Below are 22356 nucleotides of genomic sequence, written 5' to 3'. Positions count from 1 at the left end.
TGCGACTGGTGCTCAGGGTGCGCAGGGCGCGGCCGGCACTCAGGGTGCTCAAGGTTTTCAAGGCGACGTAGGCGCTCAAGGCGAGGCCGGGGTTCAGGGCGCGGCGGGTGCTCAGGGCGCGCAGGGTGACGCTGGCGCTCAAGGCGAGGCGGGGGTTCAGGGCGCGACCGGCGCTCAGGGCGTCCAGGGCGAAGCCGGTGTTCAGGGTGCCCAAGGTTTTCAGGGTGCGCAGGGCGAGGTGGGTGCTCAGGGTGCGACGGGTGCTCAGGGCGTGCAGGGCGAGGCCGGTGTCCAGGGCATCCAGGGCGCTCAGGGTGCGACTGGTGCTCAGGGTGCGCAGGGCGCGGCCGGCACTCAGGGTGCTCAAGGTTTTCAAGGCGACGTAGGCGCTCAAGGCGAGGCCGGGGTTCAAGGCGCTCAGGGCGCGACGGGCGCGACGGGCGCTCAGGGCGCGACGGGCGCTCAGGGCGCGACGGGCGAAGCCGGTGTTCAGGGTGCTCAAGGTTTTCAGGGTGTGACGGGCGCCCAGGGCGTTCAGGGCGCGGCCGGCACACAGGGTGCTCAAGGTTTCCAGGGCGACGTAGGCGCTCAAGGCGAGGCCGGTGTTCAGGGTGCTCAGGGCGCGCAGGGTGATGCGGGGGTTCAGGGCGCCCAGGGTGAGGCCGGCGTTCAGGGTGCTCAAGGTTTTCAGGGTGCGCAGGGCGAGGTCGGTGCTCAGGGTGCCCCGGGTGCTCAGGGCGCACAGGGTGACGCTGGCGCTCAAGGCGAGGCGGGGGTTCAAGGCGCTCAAGGTGCGACTGGTGCTCAGGGCGTTCAGGGCGACGTCGGCGTTCAGGGTGTTCAAGGTTTTCAGGGCGCGCAGGGCGTTGCGGGGGTTCAGGGCTCCCAAGGCGTTCAGGGCACGCAGGGTGTTCAGGGTGAGGCGGGGGTTCAGGGCGCGCAGGGCGACGCTGGCGTCCAGGGTGCTCAAGGCAACGTGGGTGCTCAGGGCGCTCAGGGTGCACAAGGCGATGGCGGGGCGCAGGGCGCTCAAGGCGCGCAGGGCGAGACCGGCGTCCAGGGTGCGCAAGGCGCGCAGGGTGGTCAAGGCTTCCAGGGGGTTCAAGGCTTTCAGGGCGCTCAGGGTGCGACTGGTGCGCAGGGCGCGCAGGGCGACGCCGGCGTTCAGGGTGCCCAAGGTTTCCAGGGCGCTCAGGGCGATGCCGGTGCTCAGGGTGCTCAGGGCGACGCCGGCCCTCAGGGCATTCCAGGTGAGCAGGGCGTGCCGGGCGTACAAGGACCTCAGGGAGACATCGGCGCCCAGGGATTTCAGGGCGCCCAGGGCGAGGCGGGCGCACAGGGCGCGGCCGGTGCTCAGGGTGCCCAAGGTTTCCAGGGTGCCCAGGGCGACGTGGGCGCTCAGGGTACCCAGGGCGTACCAGGACCGCAGGGCGCCACTGGCGCCCAGGGCGTGCAGGGATTGGCGGGCAACGGAATCGAGGCTGCCTACATTCAGGGTCCGCTGACCGTGATTGCGGATACTCCTGTGAATTTCGGCTGCCAGGCCGGAGACATCGCCGTCGGAACCGGATACCAGCTCTCGGGTGCGGGCGTGAACCCGGTGCTGATCCAGCCACTCTCCACAAGTGGCTATCAGTTCACCTTCACCGGTGGGGGTGCGGATATCTGGGTGTCCTGCATTTCGCTCGGCACCCCTGTGGCGTTCGCGCCTGCCGGCACTACATCGGGCCGTACGTCGGCCAACAGCGGCAATTCCAACCGGCCGAACAGCGAGTCGGGCCGCCCCGCAACCGTCACGGAGGAGCAATGAACACGCGTCAGATATTCGGGTCACTTGCCTGTGGTGCGGTCCTGCTGACCGGAGTCGCGGGATGCAGTGACGAACCTGCTGAGAAGCCGCAGACGAGCAGCTCCGGCGACAGCGACAAGGCGAACGGCGACACCAACGCCGGGACCGCTCCGGCGGACCTGCTGAAGCTCGGAGTCGAGCAGGGGCAAGCCGGGAACCTCGACGCGGCGAAGACCACCTTCGAGAAGGTGCTGGCGGCAGAGGCCGACAACAAGTTCGCGTGGTTCAACTTGGGCTTCATCGCTCAGTCGCGCAACCAGCCCGACGAGGCGGTTACCAACTACGACAAGGCGTTGGCTGCCGACGGCAACTACAAGCCCGCCCTGTTCAACAAGGCGATTGCACTGGAAGGTGAGGCCCCGACGACGTCGATTGACATCTACCGCAAGGTGGTGTCGATCGACAACAAGTCGTCAACCGCCTACCTCCGGCTGGGCATACTGCTGTCCCAAACCGGCGACGACTCGAAGGCACGGGACGCCTTCAAGGCCGCGATCCGGCTGGACAAGGGGCTCACCTCTGCCGTTCCGGCGAAGTACCGCCCGACTCCGACCCCGACCACTCGATCCTCGGCTCCGGCGGGTAGGTGAGTGGTTCAATGCACGCCCCGCGGGTGACAGTCTTTACCGGAAGCAACCGCACTCGTTTCATCGACGAATGTTTCCGTTCGCTGGTCGCGCAAACTTTCACCGACTGGGAATGGGTGGTCATTCTCAATCAAGGGTCTCGTTGGCGGCCGGAGAGGCACGACGATCGGATCCGGCTCATTGTCGAGGACAACCTGGACGGCGTTGGTGCCGTGAAGGGGCGCGCCTGCGCCGAGGCCGTCGGGGAGATACTTGTCGAACTCGACGACGACGACCTGCTCAGCACCGACTGTCTGCAACAGATCGTGGACGCCTTCGACGGCAATCCGGAGGTGGGATTCGTCTACAGCGACACCGCGCAGATCCAGGAGGACGGCGGCCGCTGTGAAGACCGTTTCGCGACGTCGTTCGGCTGGCGGCACTACGACGAGAAAGTGGACGGCCGTGAGGTGTTGGTCTGCCGGGCGTTGCCCCCGACACCGCACAACGTGAGCTACATCTGGTATGCACCGAACCACGTGCGGGCCTTCCGCCGGGACATCTACGAGAAGGTCGGCGGATACGACGAGTCTCTCGACGTCGCGGACGACGCCGACCTCATGGCTCGGATGTACCAGGTGAGCGAGTTCCAGCACATTCAGAAATGCCTGTACCTGCAGCGCATGCATGCCAAGAACACGCAGCGCATTCCGGATGTCAACGCCCGCATCCAGCAGCGTACGGTGGAGATCTACGATCGAAACATTCAGCAGAACGCGTTGGCCTGGGCACGGCGGCAGGGCCTCCTGGCGCTGGATCTCGGTGCTGCACACAACAAGCCGGAAGGCTATCTCGGCCTGGATTACCACGATGGGTCGGGCGTCGACATGGTCTGCGACATAACCAAGGGAGTCGACCTCCCGGACAGTAGTGTCGGAGTCATTCGAGCCGCCGACTTCCTGGAGCACATCCCGGACAAGATCAAACTGTTCAACGAGCTTTACCGACTGCTCGCGCCGAACGGGATGCTGTTGTCGCTGACGCCCAGCACCGACGGTCGAGGTGCCTACCAGGATCCGACGCACGTTGCGTTCTACAACGAGAACTCGTTCTGGTATTTCACGGACGCCAACTATTCTCGGTTCGTGCCTGAAATAAAATGCCGTTTCCAGACGTCGCGTCTGGTCACGTATTTCCCGAGTGAGTGGCACCAGGCGCACAACATCCCGTACGTGTCCGCGAACCTCATCGCGATCAAGGATGACGTCCTGCGTAACGGCGGTCCGCTGAACATATGACTCTCGGACGGGCCGCGTCGCCTGTGGAAGCTGCGGAAGTGGATCCACATGCCGTTTCCCGTGCTGTCGAGGCGATCATCACTACCTCGGCGGGATGACGGCGTCGCCTACGCGTAAGACGTGGCGGTGCGGGAGCGTCCGTACCAGATGATCCTCGACGTCGGCTGGACCGACCAGCTTGGCCGACCGTCGACAGCGGGGCCGCTTCCGAAAGGAGCGGCCCCGTTGCCGTCTCGAGCAAGTCGTGCGGTGGCGGACAGGCCGCGCGCGTAGCAGATCAACTGTCTCGGCGGGCGTTGTCCACACCCCCCGAGGTTGTCCACAGGTGGGCGCGGTCGGGCGGCCTGCCGTGCGGTTTCCGAGCAGGGTCGGCGACATACCAGAGCCCGACCGCTGGAGGCCGCGATGCCATCCCGTACCTCGGTTCCGCCGATCCGCCCGCTCCCGCTGGTGGTCACCGGCGACGACGATCTGCTCGATGATCTGCTCCGGCTCGCCGCCGCTGGCGGGACCGAGGTGGAGTTGGCCCGCGACCCGGCCGCCGCCCGTACTCGTTGGCAGCCCGCTCCGTTGGTGTTGCTCGGCGCCGATCAGGCGCAGTCGTGTCTGCGTGCCCGGTTGCCGCAGCGGTCCCGGCTGGTGCTGGTCGGCCGGGTCGGTCAGCTCGACCCCGGCTGGCAGACCGCCGAGCTGATCGGGGCCGAGCACGTCGCCATGCTGCCCACCGCCGAGCCGTGGCTGGTGGATCGGTTCGCCGAACAGGGTCCGGACCGTCCGAACGGTGTCGACGCCCGGATCGTCGCGGTGTTCGGCGGCCGGGGCGGCGCCGGGGCGAGCGTGCTCGCTGGTGGCCTCGCCGTGACTGCCGCTCGGGCCCGGTTGCGCACGCTGCTTGTCGACGCGGACCCGCTCGGGGGTGGCCTCGACCTCGTGCTGGGCTGGGAGCAGTTGGAGGGGCTGCGCTGGCCGTCGCTCACCAGCGCCGACGGGCGCGTGGACGCCCCGGCGTTGGTGCGGGCCCTGCCCAACCGGGGTGACCTGGTGGTGCTCTCCTGGGACCGCGGCGAGATGCTGGCGCTGCCGGCGGCGGCGATGGCCGCGACCGTCGACGCCGCCCGGCGAGGTCGGGACTTCGTGGTGGCGGATGTGCCCCGACAGTTGGACGACGCCGCGGTGGTGGCGTTGCAGGCGGCGGACCAAGCGTTCGTCGTCGTCCCCGCCGAGTTGCGTGCCACCGCCGCGGCCGCTCGGGTGGTGGCCATCGCTGCCCCGCACTGCGCCGCGCTCTCGGTGGTGGTGCGCGGCCCCGCTCCGGGCCGACTACGTGCCACCGAGGTGGCACGGGCTCTGGGCCTGCCGTTGGCTGGCGCGCTGCGCCCCGAGCCAGGGCTGTGCCGCGGACTGGAACGAGGCGAGGCGCCGGCCGCTGCGGGGAAGGGCCCGCTGGCCGCACTCTGCCAGCGGATCGTCACCGACCTCACCGGTGTCCCGGCGACGGGTGCGGCATGACCGGCCGGTCGCAGGACGGCACCCTAGCCGCCCGGGTGCGGCAACGGATCGCTGCCGCCACCACCCCGGTCACAGCGGCGGCGATCGTCTCCGCCGTACGGGCCGAGCCAACCGCTGCGGTGCTCGGCGACAACGCCGTGCTGCGGATAGCCGACCGGGTGCACGACGATCTCGTGGGTGCCGGGCCGTTGGCTCCACTGCTCGCCGACCCGGAGGTCACCGACGTCCTCGTCAACGGGACCCGGGTCTGGGTCGATCGTGGTTCGGGGTTGCAGCAGGTCGCGGTCCCGTTCGGCTCGATCGAGGACGTCCGCCGGTTGGCGCAGCGCCTGATCGCGAGCGCCGGCCGTCGGCTCGATGACGGCTCCCCGTACGCGGACGCCCGGCTCCCCGACGGCACCCGGCTGCACGCCGTGCTGCCGCCGGTGGCGACCGAGGGCCCCTACCTGTCCCTGCGGACCTTCCGGCACCGGCCGTTCAGTCTCGACGAACTGGTCCGCCACGGGACCGTCCCACGACCGGTGGCGCCGCTGCTCGCCGCCGTCGTGGCTGCCCGCCTGGCGTACCTGGTCAGCGGTGGAACCGGGTCGGGCAAGACGACCCTGCTCAACACGCTGTTGGGGATGGTGCCAGCCACCGAGCGGATCGTGCTTGTGGAAGACGCCGCCGAGCTGCGTCCAGGGCACCCGCACGTGATCGGGCTCCAGGCGCGCACGGCCAATGTGGAGGGCTCGGGCACGGTCAGCCTCGGGGACCTGGTCCGGCAGGCGTTGCGGATGCGTCCAGACCGCCTGGTGGTCGGGGAGTGCCGGGGCGGTGAGGTGGTCGACCTGCTGGCGGCGCTCAACACCGGCCACGACGGGGGAGCTGGCACCTTGCACGCCAACTCCCCGTCCGACGTACCCGCCCGGCTGGAGGCGCTGGGCATGCTGGGTGGGCTGCCGCGCGCCGCGCTGCACGCCCAGGTGGCCGCCGCGTTGCAGGTGCTGTTCCAGGTGCGGCGCGGTGATCAGGGACGCGTTCTGGAGTCGATCTGCCTGCTCCTGCCCGACGGACCGGAACGGTTGGTGACCGTGGTGCCTGCCTGGGTACGCGGCAGTGGTCTCGGGTTGGCTGCCCGCGCGCTGGGGGCGCTGCTCCGCGAGCGCGGGGTGGCGGTGCCGCCGATCCTCAGCGAGCCGTGGCCTGGTTCGGCAGGCCCGGCATGACCGGCATGACCGGCGCGACGATGCTGGCGGCGACGTTGCTGCTGGTCGCCGCGGTCCTGGTGGCATGGCCCGTGCACAGCATCCGGGCCCGCCGACGTCGGGTGTTGGCGACGGGACGGCGAGGCGGCGGCACCGATCCCAACGACGCGCTCGTGGAGTGGATCCGGTAACTCGGCCGCACGCCGGACGGCCCGGTCGACGGGCCGGGCGACCCGCTGACCCCGGGTGGCCCGGTCAGCGTTCCGTGCCGGCCACGGACCAGTGCGAATCGGAGCGGGAGGCCTACCGCGCTCGGCTGGCCCAGCCTGGACGTCACCGGCAGCGCGGTCCGGCCCGGGGCGACGGGCGGGTCGTTGGGGAGCGCCCGTCCCGTAGGCCCGACACGTCCCCCAACCCGTCGGGACCCCCGACGTCCGGCCGGCGCCGCTGGGCACGAGGCCAGGATTCCGGACGCCGAAGGGCGGGGTGGCACATCCGTGGCCGAGATGACGATCGGCGGCGGCGATGTGGGGGCGCACCGGACGGACGGCGCTTCGGCCGCGGTGACGACCGCTGGGTGCGGCGACATGGCGGACGTCCCGCCCGGCGGGTCCAGCCCGGCGACGGCCGAGGGACGCGGGGGTGTCGTCCGCCGGGCCGACCGGTTCGTCGGGTCGGCCGATGTCCCGACCGTGGCGGCGCGGGGACGGGTTCGGCGGTCGTCCAGGCGGATGCTTCCGCTGATCGGGCTGCTGGCTGGTGGTGTCGGTGCGGTGGTCGGCGGCCCGGTCGCAGCGGTCGCGTTGGGCGGATACGCCGCGCTGACCGGGCGGGCGATGCTGCGCTGGCGAGTGAACCGGGGCGCCGAGCGACGGCGGCGACGTGGGCTGGACCAACTGTGTGGCCTCGCGGCGGACCTCCGGGCCGGTCTGCCCGTGCAGCAGGCGATCGAGGCCGCCACCGATGGGTGGGACGGGTCCGACCGGCTGCGTCAGTTGACGGCGGCTGCGGTGCGGCTGGCCGACCGGACCGGCGCGCCGCTGGCGGACCTCGTCGAGCGGATCGAGGCCGACGCTCGGGCGACCGACCGAGGGCTGGCTGCCGCGGCGGCCCAGGCGGCCGGTGCCCGGGCCACGGCCTGGTTGTTGGCCGCGTTGCCGGTGGGTGGGATTCTGCTCGGGTACGGGATCGGCGTCGACCCGGTGGCGGTGCTGCTGCACAGCAGTGTCGGCGGGGTCTGTGCGGTCGTCGCGGTCGCCCTGCAGGTCGTGGGCCTCCTCTGGACGGAACGGCTGGGTGCGACGCCGGGGCGGGCCGGATGATGTCGCGAAGTCTGACAAGCCGTCGCAGTCGAAGCGGTGGGCTGCGGCCGGACGCGATCCGCCTCGCCGCGGCGCTGGGTGGGCTGGCCGTCGCCGTGGTCGCCGAGGGCTGGCTGGGACTGCTCGGTGCGGTCCCGACCGCGTGGCTGTTGGATTTTCTGCTGCGGCGGATCGAGTCACCGGGTGTGCGCACGCGGCGGCTTCAGGAGGCCGCTGACCTACCGCTCGCGGTGGACCTGCTGGCAGCCGCGATGCGGGCGGGCGCTCCGGTGGATCGCTCGGTGCTGGCCGTCGCCGAGGCTCTGGACGGACCGCTCGCGGCGCGCCTGGCCCGGGCCGGCCGCACGTTGCTGCTCGGTGGTGGCCCGGCGGAGGCGTGGTCCGCGCTGAACGGAGTGCCCGGCGCGGAGCGGTTGACCGCAGCGGCGTTGCGCTCGGCCAACAGCGGCGCGGCCCTGGCCGGCGCACTGACCCGACTCGCCGACGACCTTCGTGCCGACCGGGCGAGCGCCGCCGAGGCGTCAGCCCGTCGGGCGGGCGTGCTCATCGTCCTGCCGCTGGGGCTCTGCTTCCTGCCGGCGTTCATTCTCGCCGGCCTGGTGCCGGTGATCGTCGCCGTTCTCGGCGACGTGCTCTGACCCATCGAGAAGGGAAACAGCAATGCGCAAACTCATCGCCCGGCTGCGCGGCGACGCCGGAATGAACACGGCCGAGTACGCGGTCGGCACGCTCGCCGCGGTCGCCTTCGCCGGGATCCTGTTGAAGGTGCTGACGTCCGGCAACGTCCAGTCGGCGCTGACCGCCGTCATCGACCGGGCGCTGAAGTGATCGGGCGCCGGCAGGCTGGCCGCGATCGGAGGCCGGGCAATCCCGAGCGGGCGCTCGACCGGCGGAGAGTCCGCGCTGTCGAGCGGGCCGCCGACGGGGATCGAGGGTCGTTCACCGCCGAACTGGCGGCTGGCCTGCCGGCGCTGCTCCTGTTCCTGCTGGTCGGCCTCGCCGCCGTCAATGCCGTAAGCGCCCAGGCCGGCTGCCTGCACGCGGCCCGGGAAGCGGCGCTGGCCGCCGCCCGCGGCGCGGACGGCAGCGCCGAAGGTGAGCGTGCCGCACCGCCAGGGGCGGAGGTGTCGGTGTCCGTCGACGGCGACCGGGTGTGGGCGACGGTACGCGCGCCCGTCCGGGCGCTGGGCGGCCGGCTCCCTCGGATCACCGTGGTCGCCACCGTGGTCGCCGCCGTGGAGCCCGGCGCTGCCGAGAGGAGTTGATGGTGCGACGGACTCCCGGCCCGGACTCCGAGCGACTCGAGGACGGCCCGCCGGACGCGCAGCGCGGTGGTGCGACCGTCCTGGTGTTGGCGATCGGACTGGTCTTCCTGTTGGTCGGCACCTTCGGTGCCGCCGTCGCCGCGGCTCAGCTGGCGGGTCAGCGGGCGGCGGTGGCAGCCGATCTCGGCGCGCTGGCGGGAGCCACCCGCCCACTCGACGGCGAGGCGATGGCCTGCCAGTTCGCGGGCGACATCGCCGGCCGCAACGCGGGTCGGATGGTCGGCTGTCGCCTTGACGGGCTCGACGTGCTGGTGACCGTCGAGGTGGCGTTCACGCCACTCCCCGGACTGAGCCGGGTCGCCACGTCAACGGCCCGCGCCGGCCCGGTGCGCGGTTGATCGACAGCGGCCTGCTGGCCGGGACCAGGGCGCAGAGCCGTGTCCCGGTCAGCGGCCGAGCAGCGGGTAAGTCGAGGGTGTCAGCGAGCCTGGAGCGCGTCGAGGGCGACGGCCATGGCGATGACCAGGCGGCGGTCGATCTGCGGGTGCTGCACCTCGACGACGTACTTGTCGCGCAGGCCCCACTTCTTGACCACGGTGAAGACCGGCTGGCCGCCGGCGGTGAAGTCGAAGTGGTACGGCAGCCACGACAGGGAGTCGACGAACCGGCGTAGCAGTGCCACGGGCAGGCTGCGCTCCTGGCCCGTCACCTGCGGCAGGCCGGCCTGCTCGACGTGCCACGTCGACCTGAGCAGCGACTGGGCGAAGTCCTTGCGGAACAGGCCGATCGCGGTCCCGGCGGCGTCGGTCACGTCGTACGTGGCGCCGAGGTCGATGCGCTGGCGAGCCTTGAAACCGAGCAGGGGCTGCTGCTTCGAGTCGTCCGTGTAGATCGTCACCTGCTCCTTGAAGGCGAGCCGCTTCTGCTGCGCGAACGCGATCAGCTCACCCTCGGTGCCGTCCGGGGAGACCGAACGGACCTCGTACTGGTTGACCATCATGCGCAGCCGCTGACGGACATGGAACTGGTGCTGGCCCTGCAAATTGTCGTACTGCATCTGAGCTCCTCAGGGGGTTGGTCCGCCGGAGTCTCGCACAGCCCGACAACTGTCGCGCTCCTTGCCATCGACGATCGCAGAATGCTGGGTAGCCGTCGTGGGTCGTCGAACGACTACCCCAGCATCCCGGTGCCCGTGCGGTGAAAGGGGTGGGTCAGCGCCCGTCGGTGGTGGTCGCGGCGCGCACCGCCCAGGTGTTGAGGACCTGGTGGATGACGCGCAGGCGTTCGTTGATCTGGTCCAGGCGTTCGGCCTGAGCCAGGTTGGCCAGCGCGGACCCGAGCGCGATCTGCTGGTCGAGGGTGAGTTGATCCTGGTCGATGGTATAGAGCAGGTCGACGGTCTCGGCGATGGTGTCGGCCACGGCTTCTCCTCGGGCACGGGGGGCGATCAGCAACAGAGAGATCGATGGAAGCGCTCCCACACATTGTGCCCAGCGTCAGGCCGATTCATGCAAGTCGCTCATTCGGGCAGGTTCGCCAACACCACGTCGAGCACCCGGATCGCGTCCGGCTTGGAGAGCGGATTGTTGCCGTTGCCGCACTTCGGCGACTGCACGCAGGACGGGCACCCGGTCTCGCAACCGCACTCGGCGATCGCGTCCCGGGTGGCCCGCAGCCACGCCGACGCCGTGCCGTACGCCCGCTCGGCGAACCCCGCGCCACCCGGGTGCCCGTCGTAGACGAAGACGGTCGGCGCCTCGGTGTCCGGGTGCACGGCGGTGGAGAGCCCGCCGATGTCCCACCTGTCGCAGGTGGCCATCAGCGGCAGCAGGCCGATCGCGGCGTGTTCGGCGGCGTGCAGCGCACCTGGCACGTCGGCCGGCTGGACCCCGGCGAGGGTCAGCGACTGCGGCGACAGGGTGAACCAGACCGCCACCGTGCGCAGCTCCCGGGTGGGCAGGTCGAGTGGTCGGGTGTCGATCACCTCGCCGGTGGCGATCCGCCGGCGCTGGTACGACACGACCTGACTGGTCACGTCCACCTCGCCGAGGAACATGCCGACCGGCCCGGCGTCCACGTACGAGCGCACCGACACCACGGACACGTCGGTGACGTCGCGGGCGTGGGTGGACCAGTCCGGCTCCTCGGCGTGCACGAGCGCGCAACCGTCGGCGAGGTCGAGGTCGTCGACCACGTACGAGACGCCCTGGTGCAGATAGACCGCGCCGGAGTGCAGCAGGAAGTGCGAGGACCCGCCGTCGACGGTCCCGAGCAGCCGGCCGGTCGACGACTCCACCACGCACACCGGGGCGCCGCCCTCACCGCGCAGATCCACCTCGGGCCGCTCCCGGTGCCGCCAGTACCAGCCGGTGGGCCGCTGCCGTAGCGCCCCGGCGGCCACCAGTTGGTCGACGGCCTCCTTCGCCCCGTCACCGAAGAGCACCAGGTCGGCGGGGGTGAGCGGCGCCTCGACCGCGGCGCAGGCGAGTTGCGGCGCCAGCACGTACGGGTTGGCCGGGTCGAGCACTGTCGCCTCCACCGGGGCGCCGAAGATCGCCTCGGGGTGGTGCACCAGGTAGGTGTCCAGTGGGTCGTCCCGGGCCACCAGCACGGCGAGGGCCTCCTGCCCGGAGCGCCCGGCGCGGCCCGCCTGCTGCCACAGCGACGCCCGGGTGCCGGGGTAGCCGCAGATCAGCACCGCGTCCAGCCCGACCAGGTCCACGCCCAGCTCCAACGCGTTTGTCGAGGCCAGGCCGAGCAGGTCGCCGTGCAGCAGGGCCCGTTCCAGCTCGCGCCGCTCCTCGCGCAGGTAGCCACCCCGGTAGGCGGCCACCCGGTCGCCGAGCCCCGGCACCGCGTCGTCCAGTGCTCGACGCGCGTTGGCCGCCACCACCTCGGCGCCCTTGCGGGAGCGGACGAACGCGAGGGTGCGTACCCCCTCGGCGACCGTGTCGGCGAGCAGGTCCGCGGTCTCGCGCAGCGCGGACCGGCGGACCTGGTGGAGGTCGTCGTGTTCACCTGTCGCCTGTGGTGGCACCGGAGAGGAGGAGCCGCTGTCGGGTGGCAGTAGCGGCGGCTCCCAGAGCGCGAAGGTCACCCCGCCGCGCGGCGACGCGTCCTCGGTGACCGCCGTCACCGGCAGTCCGGTCAGCCGCCCGGCGGCGGTCGCCGGGTCGCCGGAGGTCGCCGAGGCGAGGACGAAGACCGGGGTGGCCCCGAACCGGGCGCACTGCCGGCGCAGCCGACGCAGCACGTGCGCCACGTGCGAGCCGAACACCCCCCGGTAGGTGTGGCACTCGTCGATCACCACGTACGCGAGTCGGCGCAGGAAACCGGACCACTGGGCATGACCGGGCAGGATGCCGTGGTGCAGCATGTCGGGGTTGGTCAGCACGAACCGGGAGTGCCGGCGGATCCACTCCCGCTCGGCGCGCGGCGTGTCCCCGTCGTAGCAGGCGGGGCGTACCCCTTCCAGTTCCAGTGCGGCGACGGCCCGTAGCTGGTCGGCGGCGAGCGCCTTGGTCGGCGCGAGGTAGAGCACGGTGGCCCGAGGGTCGGCGAGCAGGGTGGCCAGCGCCGGGAGTTGGTACGCCAGTGACTTGCCGGACGCGGTGCCGGTGGCGACGATCACGTGCTGACCCTCGTACGCCAGGGTGGCTGCGTCGGCCTGGTGCTGCCACGGCGCGGTCACGCCGCGTCCGGCGAACGCCGCCCGCAGTTCCTCCGGTGCCCACGACGGCCAGGGCGCGGGCACCCCGGCGCGGGCCGGCACCCGCTCGACGTGGGTGACCGGGTCGCCGGCGCCCCGGGCGCGGAGCCGGCGCAGCAGGTCGACCGGCGCTGGCCCGGGGCCGGGACCAGCGGATACGGTGGCCGCGGACGACGACTCCAGGTCGCGGCGCGGCGTGCCGCGCGCGGAGCTGAAGTCGTCGGAGGTCACGCCCTGCACTCTCGCACTGGTGTTCGGAGATGAAAAGTCGGACACCGGGGTAAGGGGAAGCCTCCGCTGGCGTCCGCAGGCCGCCCCGGCGGTAGTGGTTAGATGCCCACGAGAGTTTACGGCTCTGGCGAGGAGGACCGATGGAGCTGTCGCTGGCGACCCGCACCGAGGGCGAGCACACGGTGCTCGAGGTCGGTGGTGAGGTGGACGTCTACACCGCGCCCCGGCTCCGTGAACGACTCCTCGAGTTGATCGATGGTGGCGCCCGGCACGTGGTGGTCGATCTCGACCGGGTGGACTTCCTCGACTCCACCGGCCTGGGTGTGCTGGTCGGCGCGCTCAAGCGGCTGCGGTCGGCCGGAGGTTCGTTCGCCCTGGTCTGTGACAAGGAGCCCCTGCTCAAGATCTTCCGGATCACCGCACTGGACCAGGTGTTCCCGTTGCACCCGACGGTCGACGCGGCGATCAGCGCCGACTCGGCGGGCGCCGGCGCGTGATGGCGACCGTCAAGCTCTCGTTCTCCCCCGCCCCGGTGCACGTGCGCACCGCCCGGCTGGTCGGCGTGGCCGTCGCGCGCCGCGCCGGGGTCCGGGAGGACCTGCTGGACGAGGTACGCCTGGCCATCGGTGAGGCGTGCACCCGCGCGGTGGCCCTGCACCGGCAGTACGGGCTGCCCGACCCGGTGCTCGTGGAGATGTCCGACGGCGGTTCGTACGCGGTGCGGGTGGTGGACCGGGCGCCGATCGAGGCGGGCATCGGCCTGACCGCGCTGCCGCCGGACGCGTTGGCCAACGAGTCGCTCACCGATGAGGCGCTGACCACCGGCGTCGGATTCGCGCTGCTCGCCGGTTTCGTCGAGGACCTGCAGGTGCGCCCGGTCGACGAGGGCATCGGCACCGAGGTGCGGATGGTGTGGCCGGTCGGCCGCTGACCCAGTTCCGCTGCGTAGGCCGTGTCCCCGGTTGGGGATACGGCCTTCTTCGCATGGATCAATCCCTATATCAGATTTCGTTTCATAACACAGCGATGAAGATCATCGCGACACGGTGGCACCTGCGTGTGACCTCCGACACTGTGGAGGGCTACAGTACCCGGGTTGTCAGCAAGTGATCCGTCCCGCAGCCAGCGGGTATGGGTGGTCATCGCTGGTCCGCTGGGGTTGGCGCTCGCTTGCGAATTCCGCATCCAGGCGTCGGTCAGTGCGTCTCCACTCACCGGCGCGATTGTTCGGTAACAGGAGGACACAGATGTCCGAGACCTTGGCCGCCGACGGCGGGCTTTCCCTTACCGAAAGCAATGTCACCTACGTCGTCATCGCCGCGGTCGTCGCGCTGGTGGCACTCGGTTTCGCTGCCGCCCTGACGAAAACGGTGCTGGCCGCCGGTAAGGGCACCGAGAAAATGCAGGAGATCTCGGCGGCGGTCCAGGAGGGCGCCTCGGCCTACCTGCTCCGTCAATTCCGCACCCTGGCGATCTTCGTCGTCGTCGCCGTCGTGCTGCTCTTCCTGCTTCCGGTGCACGACACCGATGGCAGCGAGCTCGCGGTGAAGATCGGCCGCTCACTCTTCTTCGTGGTGGGCGCCCTGTTCAGCGCGTTCATCGGCGGCGCCGGCATGTGGTTGGCCACCCGTGCCAACCTGCGCGTGGCGGCCGCCGCGAGGGAGCGAGCAGGTGGCCGCGAAGCCGCCATGAAGATCGCCTTCCGGACCGGTGGCGTCGTCGGCTTCCTCACCGTCGGCCTCGGCCTCTTCGGCGCCGCGCTCGTCGTCCTCGTCTACCGGGGTGACGCGCCCACCGTGCTGGAGGGCTTCGGCTTCGGCGCCGCGCTGCTCGCGATGTTCATGCGGGTCGGCGGCGGCATCTTCACCAAGGCCGCCGACGTCGGCGCCGACCTGGTCGGCAAGGTCGAGCAGGGCATCCCCGAGGACGACCCGCGCAACGCCGCCACCATCGCCGACAACGTGGGCGACAACGTCGGTGACTGCGCCGGCATGGCTGCCGACCTGTTCGAGTCGTACGCGGTGACGCTCGTCGCCGCGCTGATCCTCGGCCGCGCCGCCTTCGGCGAGCAGGGTCTGGTCTTCCCGCTGATCATCTCCACCATCGGCGTACTGATCGCGATCGTCGGCGTCTTCATCACCCGGCTGCGCGCGTCCGACCGCAACGCCCTGACCGCGATCAACCGGGCCTTCTACCTGTCGGCGGCGCTCTCCGCGGTGCTGGTGGCGATCGCCGCCTACGCGTACCTGCCGGCGACCTTCGGCGAGTTCGACAGCGGCCTCACCGACGCCCCGGGCAACCCGCGGCTGGTGGCCATCGGCGCGGTCGTGATCGGCATCGTGCTGGCCGGCGCGATCCAGGCGTTGACCGGCTACTTCACCGAGACCAACAGGCGGCCGGTGCAGGACATCGGCAAGAGCTCGCAGACCGGTGCGGCGACCGTGATCCTGGCCGGCATCAGCATCGGGCTGGAGTCGGCGGTCTACTCGGCGCTGCTGATCGGCGCCGGCGTCTTCGGCGCCTTCCTCCTCGGCGGCAGCTCCATCACGCTGTCGCTGTTCGCGGTGGCACTGGCCGGCACCGGCCTGCTCACCACGGTCGGCGTGATCGTCGCGATGGACACTTTCGGGCCGATCTCCGACAACGCCCAGGGCATCGCCGAGATGTCCGGCGACATCGACGAGCACGGCGCTCGCACGCTGACCGAGCTGGATGCGGTCGGCAACACCACCAAGGCGATCACCAAGGGCATCGCGATCGCCACGGCGGTGCTGGCCGCGACCGCGCTGTTCGGCTCGTACACCGACTCGCTCAGCAGCGCGTACGCGACGGCTGGCGTGGGCGACGTCGGCAACGAGATCCTCAACGCGCTGAACGTGGCGAACCCGCGCAACCTGGTCGGCCTGATCATCGGCGCGGCGGTGGTCTTCCTCTTCTCCGGGCTGGCCATCAACGCGGTGTCCCGCTCGGCCGGTGCCGTGGTGATGGAGGTCCGCCGGCAGTTCCGTGAGCTGCCCGGCATCATGGACGGCACCCAGCGCCCGGAGTACGGCAAGGTCGTCGACATCTGCACCCGGGACGCGCAGCGCGAGCTGATGACCCCCGGCCTGCTCGCCATCCTGGCGCCGATCGCGGTCGGCTTCGGCCTCGGGCCCGGTGCGCTCGCGGCGTACCTGGCCGGTGCGATCGGTGCCGGCACCCTGATGGCGGTGTTCCTGTCCAACTCCGGTGGGGCCTGGGACAACGCCAAGAAGCTGGTCGAGGACGGCGCCTACGGCGGCAAGGGCTCCGAGGCGCACGCCGCCACGGTCATCGGCGACACCGTCGGCGACCCGTTCAAGGACACCGCCGGCCCGGCGATCAACCCGCTGATCAAGGTGATGAACCTGGTCTCGCTGCTGATCGCGCCCGCCGTGGTGGCCTGGAGCGTCGGCGACGAGCGCAACGTCGGCCTGCGGGTCGGCATCGCGCTGGTCGCGACGCTGATCATCGTGGCGTCGGTGGTGTTCAGCAAGCGCAAGGGCATCGCGATGTCCGATTCGGACGCCGATGGCAACACCGGCGCGGGCAGCAGCGATCACCGCCCGGAGACGGTCAACGCCTGACCCAGGACCGGTCCGGGGTCTCCGGTCGACGTAGCCCGTCGACCGGGGACCCCGGCCGTCCGGCCCGATGCCACACCTGGCCAAAGGCCGTACGCTGCAACGCATGCGTACGTGCCGGGCGTCTGCCGCCGGAAAGTTCACGGTGGTCCTGGCCACGATCGTCGTCCTGGCCGGCTGCGGCGGGGGCCCCAGCCCACGGGCCTGGGCGGCCTCGGTCTGCGGCGCGCTCACCCCGTGGCGCTCCGAGATCAACAAGCTGACCAGCAGCACCGACGAGCAGATGACCGCGCAGACCACGCCGGCGCAGGCCAAGGAGAACCTGGTGCGGCTCTTCGACGGGGCGGAGCGGGCCAGCGAGGCCGCCCGCCGCAAGGTGGAGAAGGCGGGCGTACCGGAGGCCGAGAACGGCGAGGCCATCTCCGCCGGTTTCCGCAGCTCACTGGGGATGATGCGGGACGCGTACGGCCGCGCCCGGGACACCATCGACGGGTTGGGCACCGGCGAGCCGACCGCCTTCTACGACGGCGTGCGGGCCGCCGTGGCGACCCTCAACATGGAGTACGACGCCAGCGCGCTGGACACCAGCAAGCTCAACTCCGAGGAGCTGAAAAAAGCCTTCGACGAGGTGCCGGAGTGTCACTGAGCGGGCTCGACGACACCGCGGCGGAACCACCGGCGCTGTTCCCCGCCCCCGAGTCCGACGCGCCCGCACCCGCGCGACGGCGGCGTGGGCCGCCCCACAACGGCCCCACCGCAGGTGACGACGTGGATCGGCAACTTGTCTTCTTCGGCGCGGAGGCGGCCGAGCCGACGATCGCCGACCTGGCCGGGCTGCTCGCCGGGCCGGGCGAGGTGGTCCGCATGGGCGGCACCGCCCGGCTCTCGGTGCAGGTGGACGCCGCGTGGCGGGTGCACGTGCTCGTCGCCGAGTTGGCGTCGCGGGGGCTGGCGGCGAGCTGGGAGCCGACCGAGGGCGAGCGACACGCCGTGCGGACGTCGTACACCCGGGTCCTGAAGCCGCTCGCCGCGGCCTGGCTGCACGGTACGGCGAAACGCCCGCCGGCCACCTTCCACCTGACCGGCCGGCGGCTGCGGTTGTGGCTCGCCGCGGCCGGGACGCCGGAGCCGCCCGATGGCTTCCTGTTGCGGCTCGGCGTGGACGACCGGGAGTGCTGGGAACCGATCGGTGTCGTGCTCGCCGCGGCCGGGCTCGCTGGCACGCTGCTCAGCCCGGTTGCGGGCGGCCCGGCCTACCTGATCAGCGGCCGGCGACGGTTGGACCGCCTCGCCGAACTGGTCGGTGGCCCGCCCCCGACGGCACCCGCCAGCGCCTGGCCGACCCGACCCTGAACCCCACCCGACCCTGAACCCCGCCCGGCCCGGGTCGATCATGCAGTTGCGGTGGTGGACGAACTGCTTGTTCGGGTCTATAACGCCCACCACAAGTCCATGATCGACGGGATTCGGCGGCGAGGCGGGGTGTCCGGTGCCGGACAGCCGACAGGCCCTATCCAGGCGGAAAACGGGCGGGTCGACCCTCGGTCGTAGGCCCGCCATCGTCACAGTGACCCTCTTCGAGCCCTACCCACGGTGTACGGTGGCGCCGTCCGGCAGTGCCGAGCGCGGCGGGGCGAGAGTTGACCGTCGCGCGGTGGCGGTTTGCCGCCCGCGAAACCCGAAACGCGGGCGGCGCGTTACGTTGGACATCCGGACCGCCGGTGCGACGGCGGGGTCGAAGGCGGTCGCTGTCCGGGCGCTGGCAGGCCACGAGCAGGAGTGAGGTCGGGGAGAGACGTGCCGAGCAAAGCTGGAACCACCCGTCTGGTCATCGTCGAGTCACCGGCGAAGGCCAAGACGATCTCGGGCTACCTCGGCCCGGGGTACGTCGTGGAGGCCAGCTTCGGTCACGTCCGCGACCTGCCGCGCAACGCCGCCGATGTGCCGGCCAAATACAAGAAGGAGCCCTGGGCCCGGCTCGGGGTGGACGTGGACAACGGCTTCCAGGCGCTCTACGTCGTCTCCGCCGACCGCAAGCAGCAGATCAGCAAGCTGGTGAAGCTGGCCAAGGAGGTCGACGAGATCTTCCTGGCGACGGATGAGGACCGCGAGGGCGAAGCCATCGCCTGGCACCTGGTCGAGACGCTCAAGCCCAAGGTCCCGGTCAAGCGGATGGTCTTCCACGAGATCACCAAGCCGGCGATCCAGGCGGCGGTGGCCAACCCCCGGGAGATCGACCGCGATCTGGTCGACGCCCAGGAGGCGCGCCGGATCCTCGACCGGCTGTACGGCTACGAGGTCTCCCCGGTGCTGTGGAAGAAGGTCATGCCGAGGCTCTCGGCCGGCCGGGTGCAGTCCGTGGCGACCCGCATCGTGGTTGAGCGGGAACGGCAGCGGATGGCCTTCCGCACCGCCGAGTACTGGGACATCCTGGCCACCCTCGCCGTGTCCAACGCCGGCGAGGGCCCGCGCGCGTTCAACGCCACCCTGATCGCCCTGAACGGCGACCGGATCGCCACCGGCAAGGACTTCGAGCCCACCACCGGCCGGGTGAAGCCCGGTGCCGGGGTCGTCCACCTGGACGAGAGTGGCGCCCGGGGTCTCGCGGCCCGCCTCGACGGGCGGCCGTTCACCGTCACCCGGGTCGAGGAGAAGCCCTACCGTCGCCGCCCCTACGCGCCGTTCATCACCTCGACCCTCCAGCAGGAGGCGGCCCGCAAGCTGCGCCTGTCCTCGCAGCAGACGATGCGCACCGCGCAGCGGCTCTACGAGAACGGCTACATCACCTATATGCGTACCGACTCGGTCAACCTGTCGGAGACCGCCATCTCGGCGGCTCGTCGGCAGATCGTCGAGCTGTACGGCGAGCGCAGCGTGCCGCCGGAGCCGCGTCGCTACACCGGCAAGGTGAAGAACGCGCAGGAGGCGCACGAGGCGATCCGCCCGGCGGGGGACAACTTCCGCACCCCGGGCGAGGTGGCCAAGGAGTTGTCCGCCGAGGAGTTCAAGCTCTACGAGCTGATCTGGCGGCGCACCATCGCCTCGCAGATGACCGACGCGGTCGGCTCCAGCGTGTCGGTGCGCATCCGGGCGGTCTCCACCTCGCAGGAGGAGGCCGACTTCGGCGCGACCGGCAAGACCATCACCGACCCGGGCTTCCTGCGGGCGTACGTGGAGTCCAGCGACGACGAGAACGCCGAGGCGGAGGACGCCGAGCGCCGGCTGCCCACCCTGGTCAAGGACCAGCCGCTGACCGCCGACGAGCTGGCCGCGCAGGGCCACCACACCCAGCCGCCGTCGCGCTACACCGAGGCGTCGCTGGTGAAGGCCCTGGAAGAGTTGGGCATCGGCCGCCCGTCCACCTACGCGTCGATCATGCAGACGATCCAGGACCGGGGGTACGTCACCAAGCGCGGGCAGGCGATGATCCCGACCTTCCTGGCGTTCGCGGTGATCGGGCTGCTGGAGCGGCACTACCCGCGCCTGATCGACTACGACTTCACCGCCACGATGGAAAACGAGCTGGACGAGATCGCCGGCGGTGACCACGCCGCTGTCGACTTCCTCACCGCGTTCTACTTCGGCAGCTCCAACGGTGCCGGTGACCAGGACATCGCCCGTTCCGGTGGGCTGAAGAAGCTGGTCACCGAAAACCTGAGCGACATCGACGCCCGCAGCGTCAACTCCATCCCGCTCTTCACCGACGACGAGGGCCGCGAGGTGGTCGTCCGGGTCGGCCGGTACGGGCCGTACCTGCAACGGGAGCTGCCCGGCGGCGAGCAGCCGGCACCGGCAGCCCCGGCTGAGGGCGAGGAGAGCGGCACCCAGGGCGGTGACCGTGCGCCGATCCCCGAGGGCCTGGCCCCGGACGAGCTGACCCCGGAGAAGGTGCACGAGCTGTTCCTCGGCGGCAGCGGCGAGCGCAAGCTCGGCGACGACCCCGGCACCGGCGAGCCGATCGTGCTCAAGTCCGGCCGGTTCGGCCCGTACGTGTCCAGCGGTGAGCGCAAGTCGTCGCTGCTGCGGACGCAGACCCCGGACTCGCTCACCCTGGAAGAGGCGCTCAAGCTGCTCAGCCTGCCCCGGCTGATCGGTGTCGCACCGGACGGCGTCGAGGTCTTCGCCAACAACGGCCGCTACGGCCCGTACGTGAAGCGGGGCGAGGAGTTCCGCTCGCTGGAGTCCGAAGACCAGATGTTCACGGTGGGCCTGGACGAGGCGCTGGCGCTGCTGGCCGCCCCGAAGGCCCGTGGACGGCGGGCAGCGGCGCCGCCCCTGCGGGAGATGGGCGTCGACCCGGCGACCGAGAAGCCAATGGTGATCAAGGACGGTCGGTTCGGCCCGTACGTCACCGACGGGGAGTTCAACGCGTCGCTGCGGCGCGGGCAGACTCCGGAGGCGCTGACCATCGAGGAAGCGTCCGAGATGCTGGCCGAGAAGCGTGCCAAGGGTCCGGCGCCGCGGAAGAAGGCGGCGGCGAAGAAGGCTCCCGCCAAGAAGGCCACGGCCACGAAGAAGGCCACGGCCACCAAGAAGACGGCTGCCGCCAGCAAGTCCACGGCCGCGAAGAAGACCACGACGGCCAAGGCCACCACCGCGGCGAAGAAGGCCCCGGCGAAGAAGGCCGCCCCGCGCAAGGCCGCGTCCAGCACGGAGTAGCCCCGCACGACAGGAGATCTTGGAAGGAAAGTGCCCCGGGAGGGGCGGTTTCCCTCCAAGATCTCGTCGTTGTCCACAGGGACTGCCGTTCGGGTCGGCCATCGGGAGACTTGACGGTCATGAGTCTCCGGAGGGCGTCGTCGCCGGCTGCCTGGGCTCGCCGGCTGCCGAGCGATGACGCGGACGAGCTGAGCTGGCTGCTCTTTCATCAGAAGGACGTGTTGAGCCTCGCCCAGGCGAGGCGGCACCTGTCGCCCAAGGCCATCCGGCACCGGCTGGCGACCGGCAGGTGGCGACAGGTCCATCGCGCCGTGCTGGTCGCGCACAACGGACCGGTCAACGCCGGCCAACTCCGCTGGGTGGCCGTCCTCGCCGCGGGACCACAGGCGATCCTCGGGGGTCTGACCGCTGCACAGGCCGGAGGAGTACGAGGGTTCCCCGGCCGCCCGATCCACATCCTGCTCCCCGCCTCCTGCCGGCGTGGGTCGCTGCCCGCCGGTGTGGTGGCGCACCGGACCACGACACTGACGGACCAGGATGTGCTGGCGGTGGGCCAACCTCGACGGACCATGCCGGCTCGCTCAATCGTCGACGCCGCGCAGTGGGCGGGCGATGACCAGCAGGCACGCCCGATTGTCGCCGCCGCATTCCAACAATGACTCGTGGCCGCCGACGACCTGCACCTGGTCGTCGAACGGCTGCCCCGGGTCCGCCGTCGCCAGCTGATCCTGGCCACGGCAGCGGACGCGGCGGGTGGGTCACACTCGTTGCCGGAGTTGGACTTCCTGTGCCTGATCCGTCGTGCGGGGCTACCCGAACCGACGCGCCAGAAGATCCGCTATGACGAGACCGGGCGACGCCGTTACCTGGACGCCTACTTCGAGCAGTGGCGGGTGCACATCGAGGTCGACGGCGGCCAACACCTCGATCCGCGCGCATGGTGGGCGGACATGCGCCGGCAGAACGATCTGTGGATCGAAGGCGACCGCGTGCTGCGCTTCCCGGCCTGGGCCATCCGTGCCAAACCGGACGAGGTCGTCACCCAACTCCGTGCCGCCCTGGGCGCCGCAGGCTGGCCGGGCTGACATTCACAGACCTTGGAAGCAAACCGCCCCTCCCCGGGCACTTTCCTTCCAAGATCTCCGGGCGGGGCGGCGGG

The 22356-nt window shown here is 71.0% G+C and carries 22 protein-coding genes and 1 pseudogene; 19 read left to right on the top strand and 4 right to left on the bottom strand.

Annotation, left to right across the window (positions count from 1 at the left end):
- Positions 1-1366 (bottom strand): hypothetical protein (locus tag AB0O48_RS05390; RefSeq protein WP_365063116.1); only part of this gene is annotated, 1366 nt, incomplete at its 3' end.
- Positions 1367-1390: 24 nt separating this feature from the next.
- Here AB0O48_RS05390 and AB0O48_RS05385 point away from each other — a divergent pair.
- The 11 genes and pseudogenes from AB0O48_RS05385 to AB0O48_RS05335 all read left to right on the top strand — a co-directional run bounded on the left by AB0O48_RS05385 (position 1391) and on the right by AB0O48_RS05335 (position 9394).
- The gene (locus AB0O48_RS05385) at positions 1391-1810 is read left to right on the top strand and encodes a hypothetical protein (protein ID WP_357251669.1); all 420 of its coding nucleotides are present in this window, start codon (positions 1391-1393) and stop codon (positions 1808-1810) included.
- A complete protein-coding gene (locus AB0O48_RS05380; protein WP_365063113.1) occupies positions 1807-2439 on the top strand; it encodes a tetratricopeptide repeat protein in 633 nt (210 codons plus the stop codon). Before AB0O48_RS05385 ends, AB0O48_RS05380 begins: the two co-directional genes overlap by 4 nt.
- Before the next feature lie 23 nt (positions 2440-2462).
- Positions 2463-3713: a glycosyltransferase gene (locus tag AB0O48_RS05375; protein ID WP_357251675.1), complete on the top strand. Its 1251-nt coding sequence runs from the start codon at positions 2463-2465 to the stop codon at positions 3711-3713.
- Positions 3714-4118: 405 nt separating this feature from the next.
- Positions 4119-5222 (top strand): septum site-determining protein Ssd, encoded by a 1104-nt coding sequence (ssd, locus tag AB0O48_RS05370; protein WP_357571934.1) that lies wholly within the window; start codon positions 4119-4121, stop codon positions 5220-5222.
- Entirely contained in the window at positions 5219-6430 is a 1212-nt protein-coding gene (locus tag AB0O48_RS05365) for a TadA family conjugal transfer-associated ATPase (protein ID WP_357251680.1), read from the top strand. The genes ssd and AB0O48_RS05365 overlap by 4 nt, the downstream gene beginning before the upstream one ends.
- Positions 6427-6600 (top strand): hypothetical protein, encoded by a 174-nt coding sequence (locus AB0O48_RS05360; RefSeq protein WP_365063107.1) that lies wholly within the window; start codon positions 6427-6429, stop codon positions 6598-6600. Before AB0O48_RS05365 ends, AB0O48_RS05360 begins: the two co-directional genes overlap by 4 nt.
- Positions 6601-7128: 528 nt before the next feature.
- Positions 7129-7731, top strand: a pseudogene (locus AB0O48_RS05355) (hypothetical protein); the annotation flags it as partial.
- The gene (locus AB0O48_RS05350; protein ID WP_357251686.1) at positions 7728-8369 is read left to right on the top strand and encodes a type II secretion system F family protein; all 642 of its coding nucleotides are present in this window, start codon (positions 7728-7730) and stop codon (positions 8367-8369) included. The pseudogene AB0O48_RS05355 and the gene AB0O48_RS05350, both read left to right, overlap by 4 nt.
- A gap of 22 nt (positions 8370-8391) precedes the next feature.
- Positions 8392-8559 carry a DUF4244 domain-containing protein gene (locus AB0O48_RS05345; protein ID WP_081883916.1) on the top strand — a complete coding sequence of 56 codons (168 nt, stop codon included), beginning with the start codon at positions 8392-8394 and terminating at the stop codon, positions 8557-8559.
- A 122-nt stretch (positions 8560-8681) separates the two neighbouring features.
- Positions 8682-8996 (top strand): TadE family type IV pilus minor pilin, encoded by a 315-nt coding sequence (locus AB0O48_RS05340; protein WP_365063290.1) that lies wholly within the window; start codon positions 8682-8684, stop codon positions 8994-8996.
- A gap of 2 nt (positions 8997-8998) precedes the next feature.
- A complete protein-coding gene (locus AB0O48_RS05335; protein WP_365063103.1) occupies positions 8999-9394 on the top strand; it encodes an Rv3654c family TadE-like protein in 396 nt (131 codons plus the stop codon).
- An 80-nt stretch (positions 9395-9474) separates the two neighbouring features.
- Here the strand turns inward: AB0O48_RS05335 and AB0O48_RS05330 are convergent, their stop codons facing one another.
- The 3 genes from AB0O48_RS05330 to AB0O48_RS05320 all read right to left on the bottom strand — a co-directional run bounded on the left by AB0O48_RS05330 (position 9475) and on the right by AB0O48_RS05320 (position 12888).
- Positions 9475-10053 carry a hypothetical protein gene (locus tag AB0O48_RS05330; RefSeq protein ID WP_357251691.1) on the bottom strand — a complete coding sequence of 193 codons (579 nt, stop codon included), beginning with the start codon at positions 10051-10053 and terminating at the stop codon, positions 9475-9477.
- Between the two features lie 154 nt (positions 10054-10207).
- Positions 10208-10417 carry a hypothetical protein gene (locus AB0O48_RS05325; protein WP_357251693.1) on the bottom strand — a complete coding sequence of 70 codons (210 nt, stop codon included), beginning with the start codon at positions 10415-10417 and terminating at the stop codon, positions 10208-10210.
- 98 nt (positions 10418-10515) lie between these two features.
- Positions 10516-12888, bottom strand: coding sequence for a DEAD/DEAH box helicase (locus AB0O48_RS05320; protein WP_365063287.1), 2373 nt, complete (start codon positions 12886-12888; stop codon positions 10516-10518).
- Between the two features lie 188 nt (positions 12889-13076).
- Here AB0O48_RS05320 and AB0O48_RS05315 point away from each other — a divergent pair, with 188 nt between their 5' ends.
- From AB0O48_RS05315 to AB0O48_RS05280, 8 genes are all read left to right on the top strand, one after another.
- Complete coding sequence (locus AB0O48_RS05315; protein ID WP_357251696.1) at positions 13077-13433, top strand: STAS domain-containing protein; 357 nt, start codon at positions 13077-13079, stop codon at positions 13431-13433.
- Positions 13430-13867, top strand: coding sequence for an ATP-binding protein (locus AB0O48_RS05310; protein ID WP_357571937.1), 438 nt, complete (start codon positions 13430-13432; stop codon positions 13865-13867). Before AB0O48_RS05315 ends, AB0O48_RS05310 begins: the two co-directional genes overlap by 4 nt.
- A 316-nt stretch (positions 13868-14183) precedes the next feature.
- Positions 14184-16541, top strand: coding sequence for a sodium-translocating pyrophosphatase (locus AB0O48_RS05305; protein ID WP_357571938.1), 2358 nt, complete (start codon positions 14184-14186; stop codon positions 16539-16541).
- A gap of 103 nt (positions 16542-16644) precedes the next feature.
- Positions 16645-17184: a hypothetical protein gene (locus AB0O48_RS05300; protein ID WP_365063096.1), complete on the top strand. Its 540-nt coding sequence runs from the start codon at positions 16645-16647 to the stop codon at positions 17182-17184.
- Entirely contained in the window at positions 17175-17891 is a 717-nt protein-coding gene (locus AB0O48_RS05295) for a hypothetical protein (RefSeq protein ID WP_357571939.1), read from the top strand. The genes AB0O48_RS05300 and AB0O48_RS05295 overlap by 10 nt, the downstream gene beginning before the upstream one ends.
- A 444-nt stretch (positions 17892-18335) precedes the next feature.
- A complete protein-coding gene (topA, locus tag AB0O48_RS05290) occupies positions 18336-21197 on the top strand; it encodes a type I DNA topoisomerase (RefSeq protein WP_357251712.1) in 2862 nt (953 codons plus the stop codon).
- Between the two features lie 119 nt (positions 21198-21316).
- A complete protein-coding gene (locus AB0O48_RS05285) occupies positions 21317-21856 on the top strand; it encodes a hypothetical protein (RefSeq protein WP_365063091.1) in 540 nt (179 codons plus the stop codon).
- Positions 21857-21859: 3 nt separating this feature from the next.
- Positions 21860-22282: a DUF559 domain-containing protein gene (locus tag AB0O48_RS05280; RefSeq protein ID WP_365063089.1), complete on the top strand. Its 423-nt coding sequence runs from the start codon at positions 21860-21862 to the stop codon at positions 22280-22282.
- Positions 22283-22356: the final 74 nt, after the last annotated feature.

The sequence above is a fragment of the Micromonospora sp. NPDC085948 genome (assembly GCF_040686315.1).
In the GTDB taxonomy this organism is placed as follows: Bacteria; Actinomycetota; Actinomycetes; order Mycobacteriales; family Micromonosporaceae; genus Micromonospora.
This window is presented reverse-complemented; position numbering and strand designations above follow the sequence as displayed.

Bases quoted from the DNA above. Each gene is read 5' to 3' on its own strand.
- AB0O48_RS05380 (WP_365063113.1), top strand. From the start codon at position 1,807: ATGAACACGCGTCAGATATTCGGGTCACTTGCCTGTGGTGCGGTCCTG.
- AB0O48_RS05360 (WP_365063107.1), top strand. From the start codon at position 6,427: ATGACCGGCATGACCGGCGCGACGATGCTGGCGGCGACGTTGCTGCTG.
- AB0O48_RS05330 (WP_357251691.1), bottom strand. From the start codon at position 10,053: ATGCAGTACGACAATTTGCAGGGCCAGCACCAGTTCCATGTCCGTCAG.
- AB0O48_RS05365 (WP_357251680.1), top strand. From the start codon at position 5,219: ATGACCGGCCGGTCGCAGGACGGCACCCTAGCCGCCCGGGTGCGGCAA.
- AB0O48_RS05315 (WP_357251696.1), top strand. From the start codon at position 13,077: ATGGAGCTGTCGCTGGCGACCCGCACCGAGGGCGAGCACACGGTGCTC.
- AB0O48_RS05285 (WP_365063091.1), top strand. From the start codon at position 21,317: ATGAGTCTCCGGAGGGCGTCGTCGCCGGCTGCCTGGGCTCGCCGGCTG.
- ssd (WP_357571934.1), top strand. From the start codon at position 4,119: ATGCCATCCCGTACCTCGGTTCCGCCGATCCGCCCGCTCCCGCTGGTG.
- AB0O48_RS05300 (WP_365063096.1), top strand. From the start codon at position 16,645: ATGCGTACGTGCCGGGCGTCTGCCGCCGGAAAGTTCACGGTGGTCCTG.
- AB0O48_RS05305 (WP_357571938.1), top strand. From the start codon at position 14,184: ATGTCCGAGACCTTGGCCGCCGACGGCGGGCTTTCCCTTACCGAAAGC.
- AB0O48_RS05350 (WP_357251686.1), top strand. From the start codon at position 7,728: ATGATGTCGCGAAGTCTGACAAGCCGTCGCAGTCGAAGCGGTGGGCTG.
- AB0O48_RS05345 (WP_081883916.1), top strand. From the start codon at position 8,392: ATGCGCAAACTCATCGCCCGGCTGCGCGGCGACGCCGGAATGAACACG.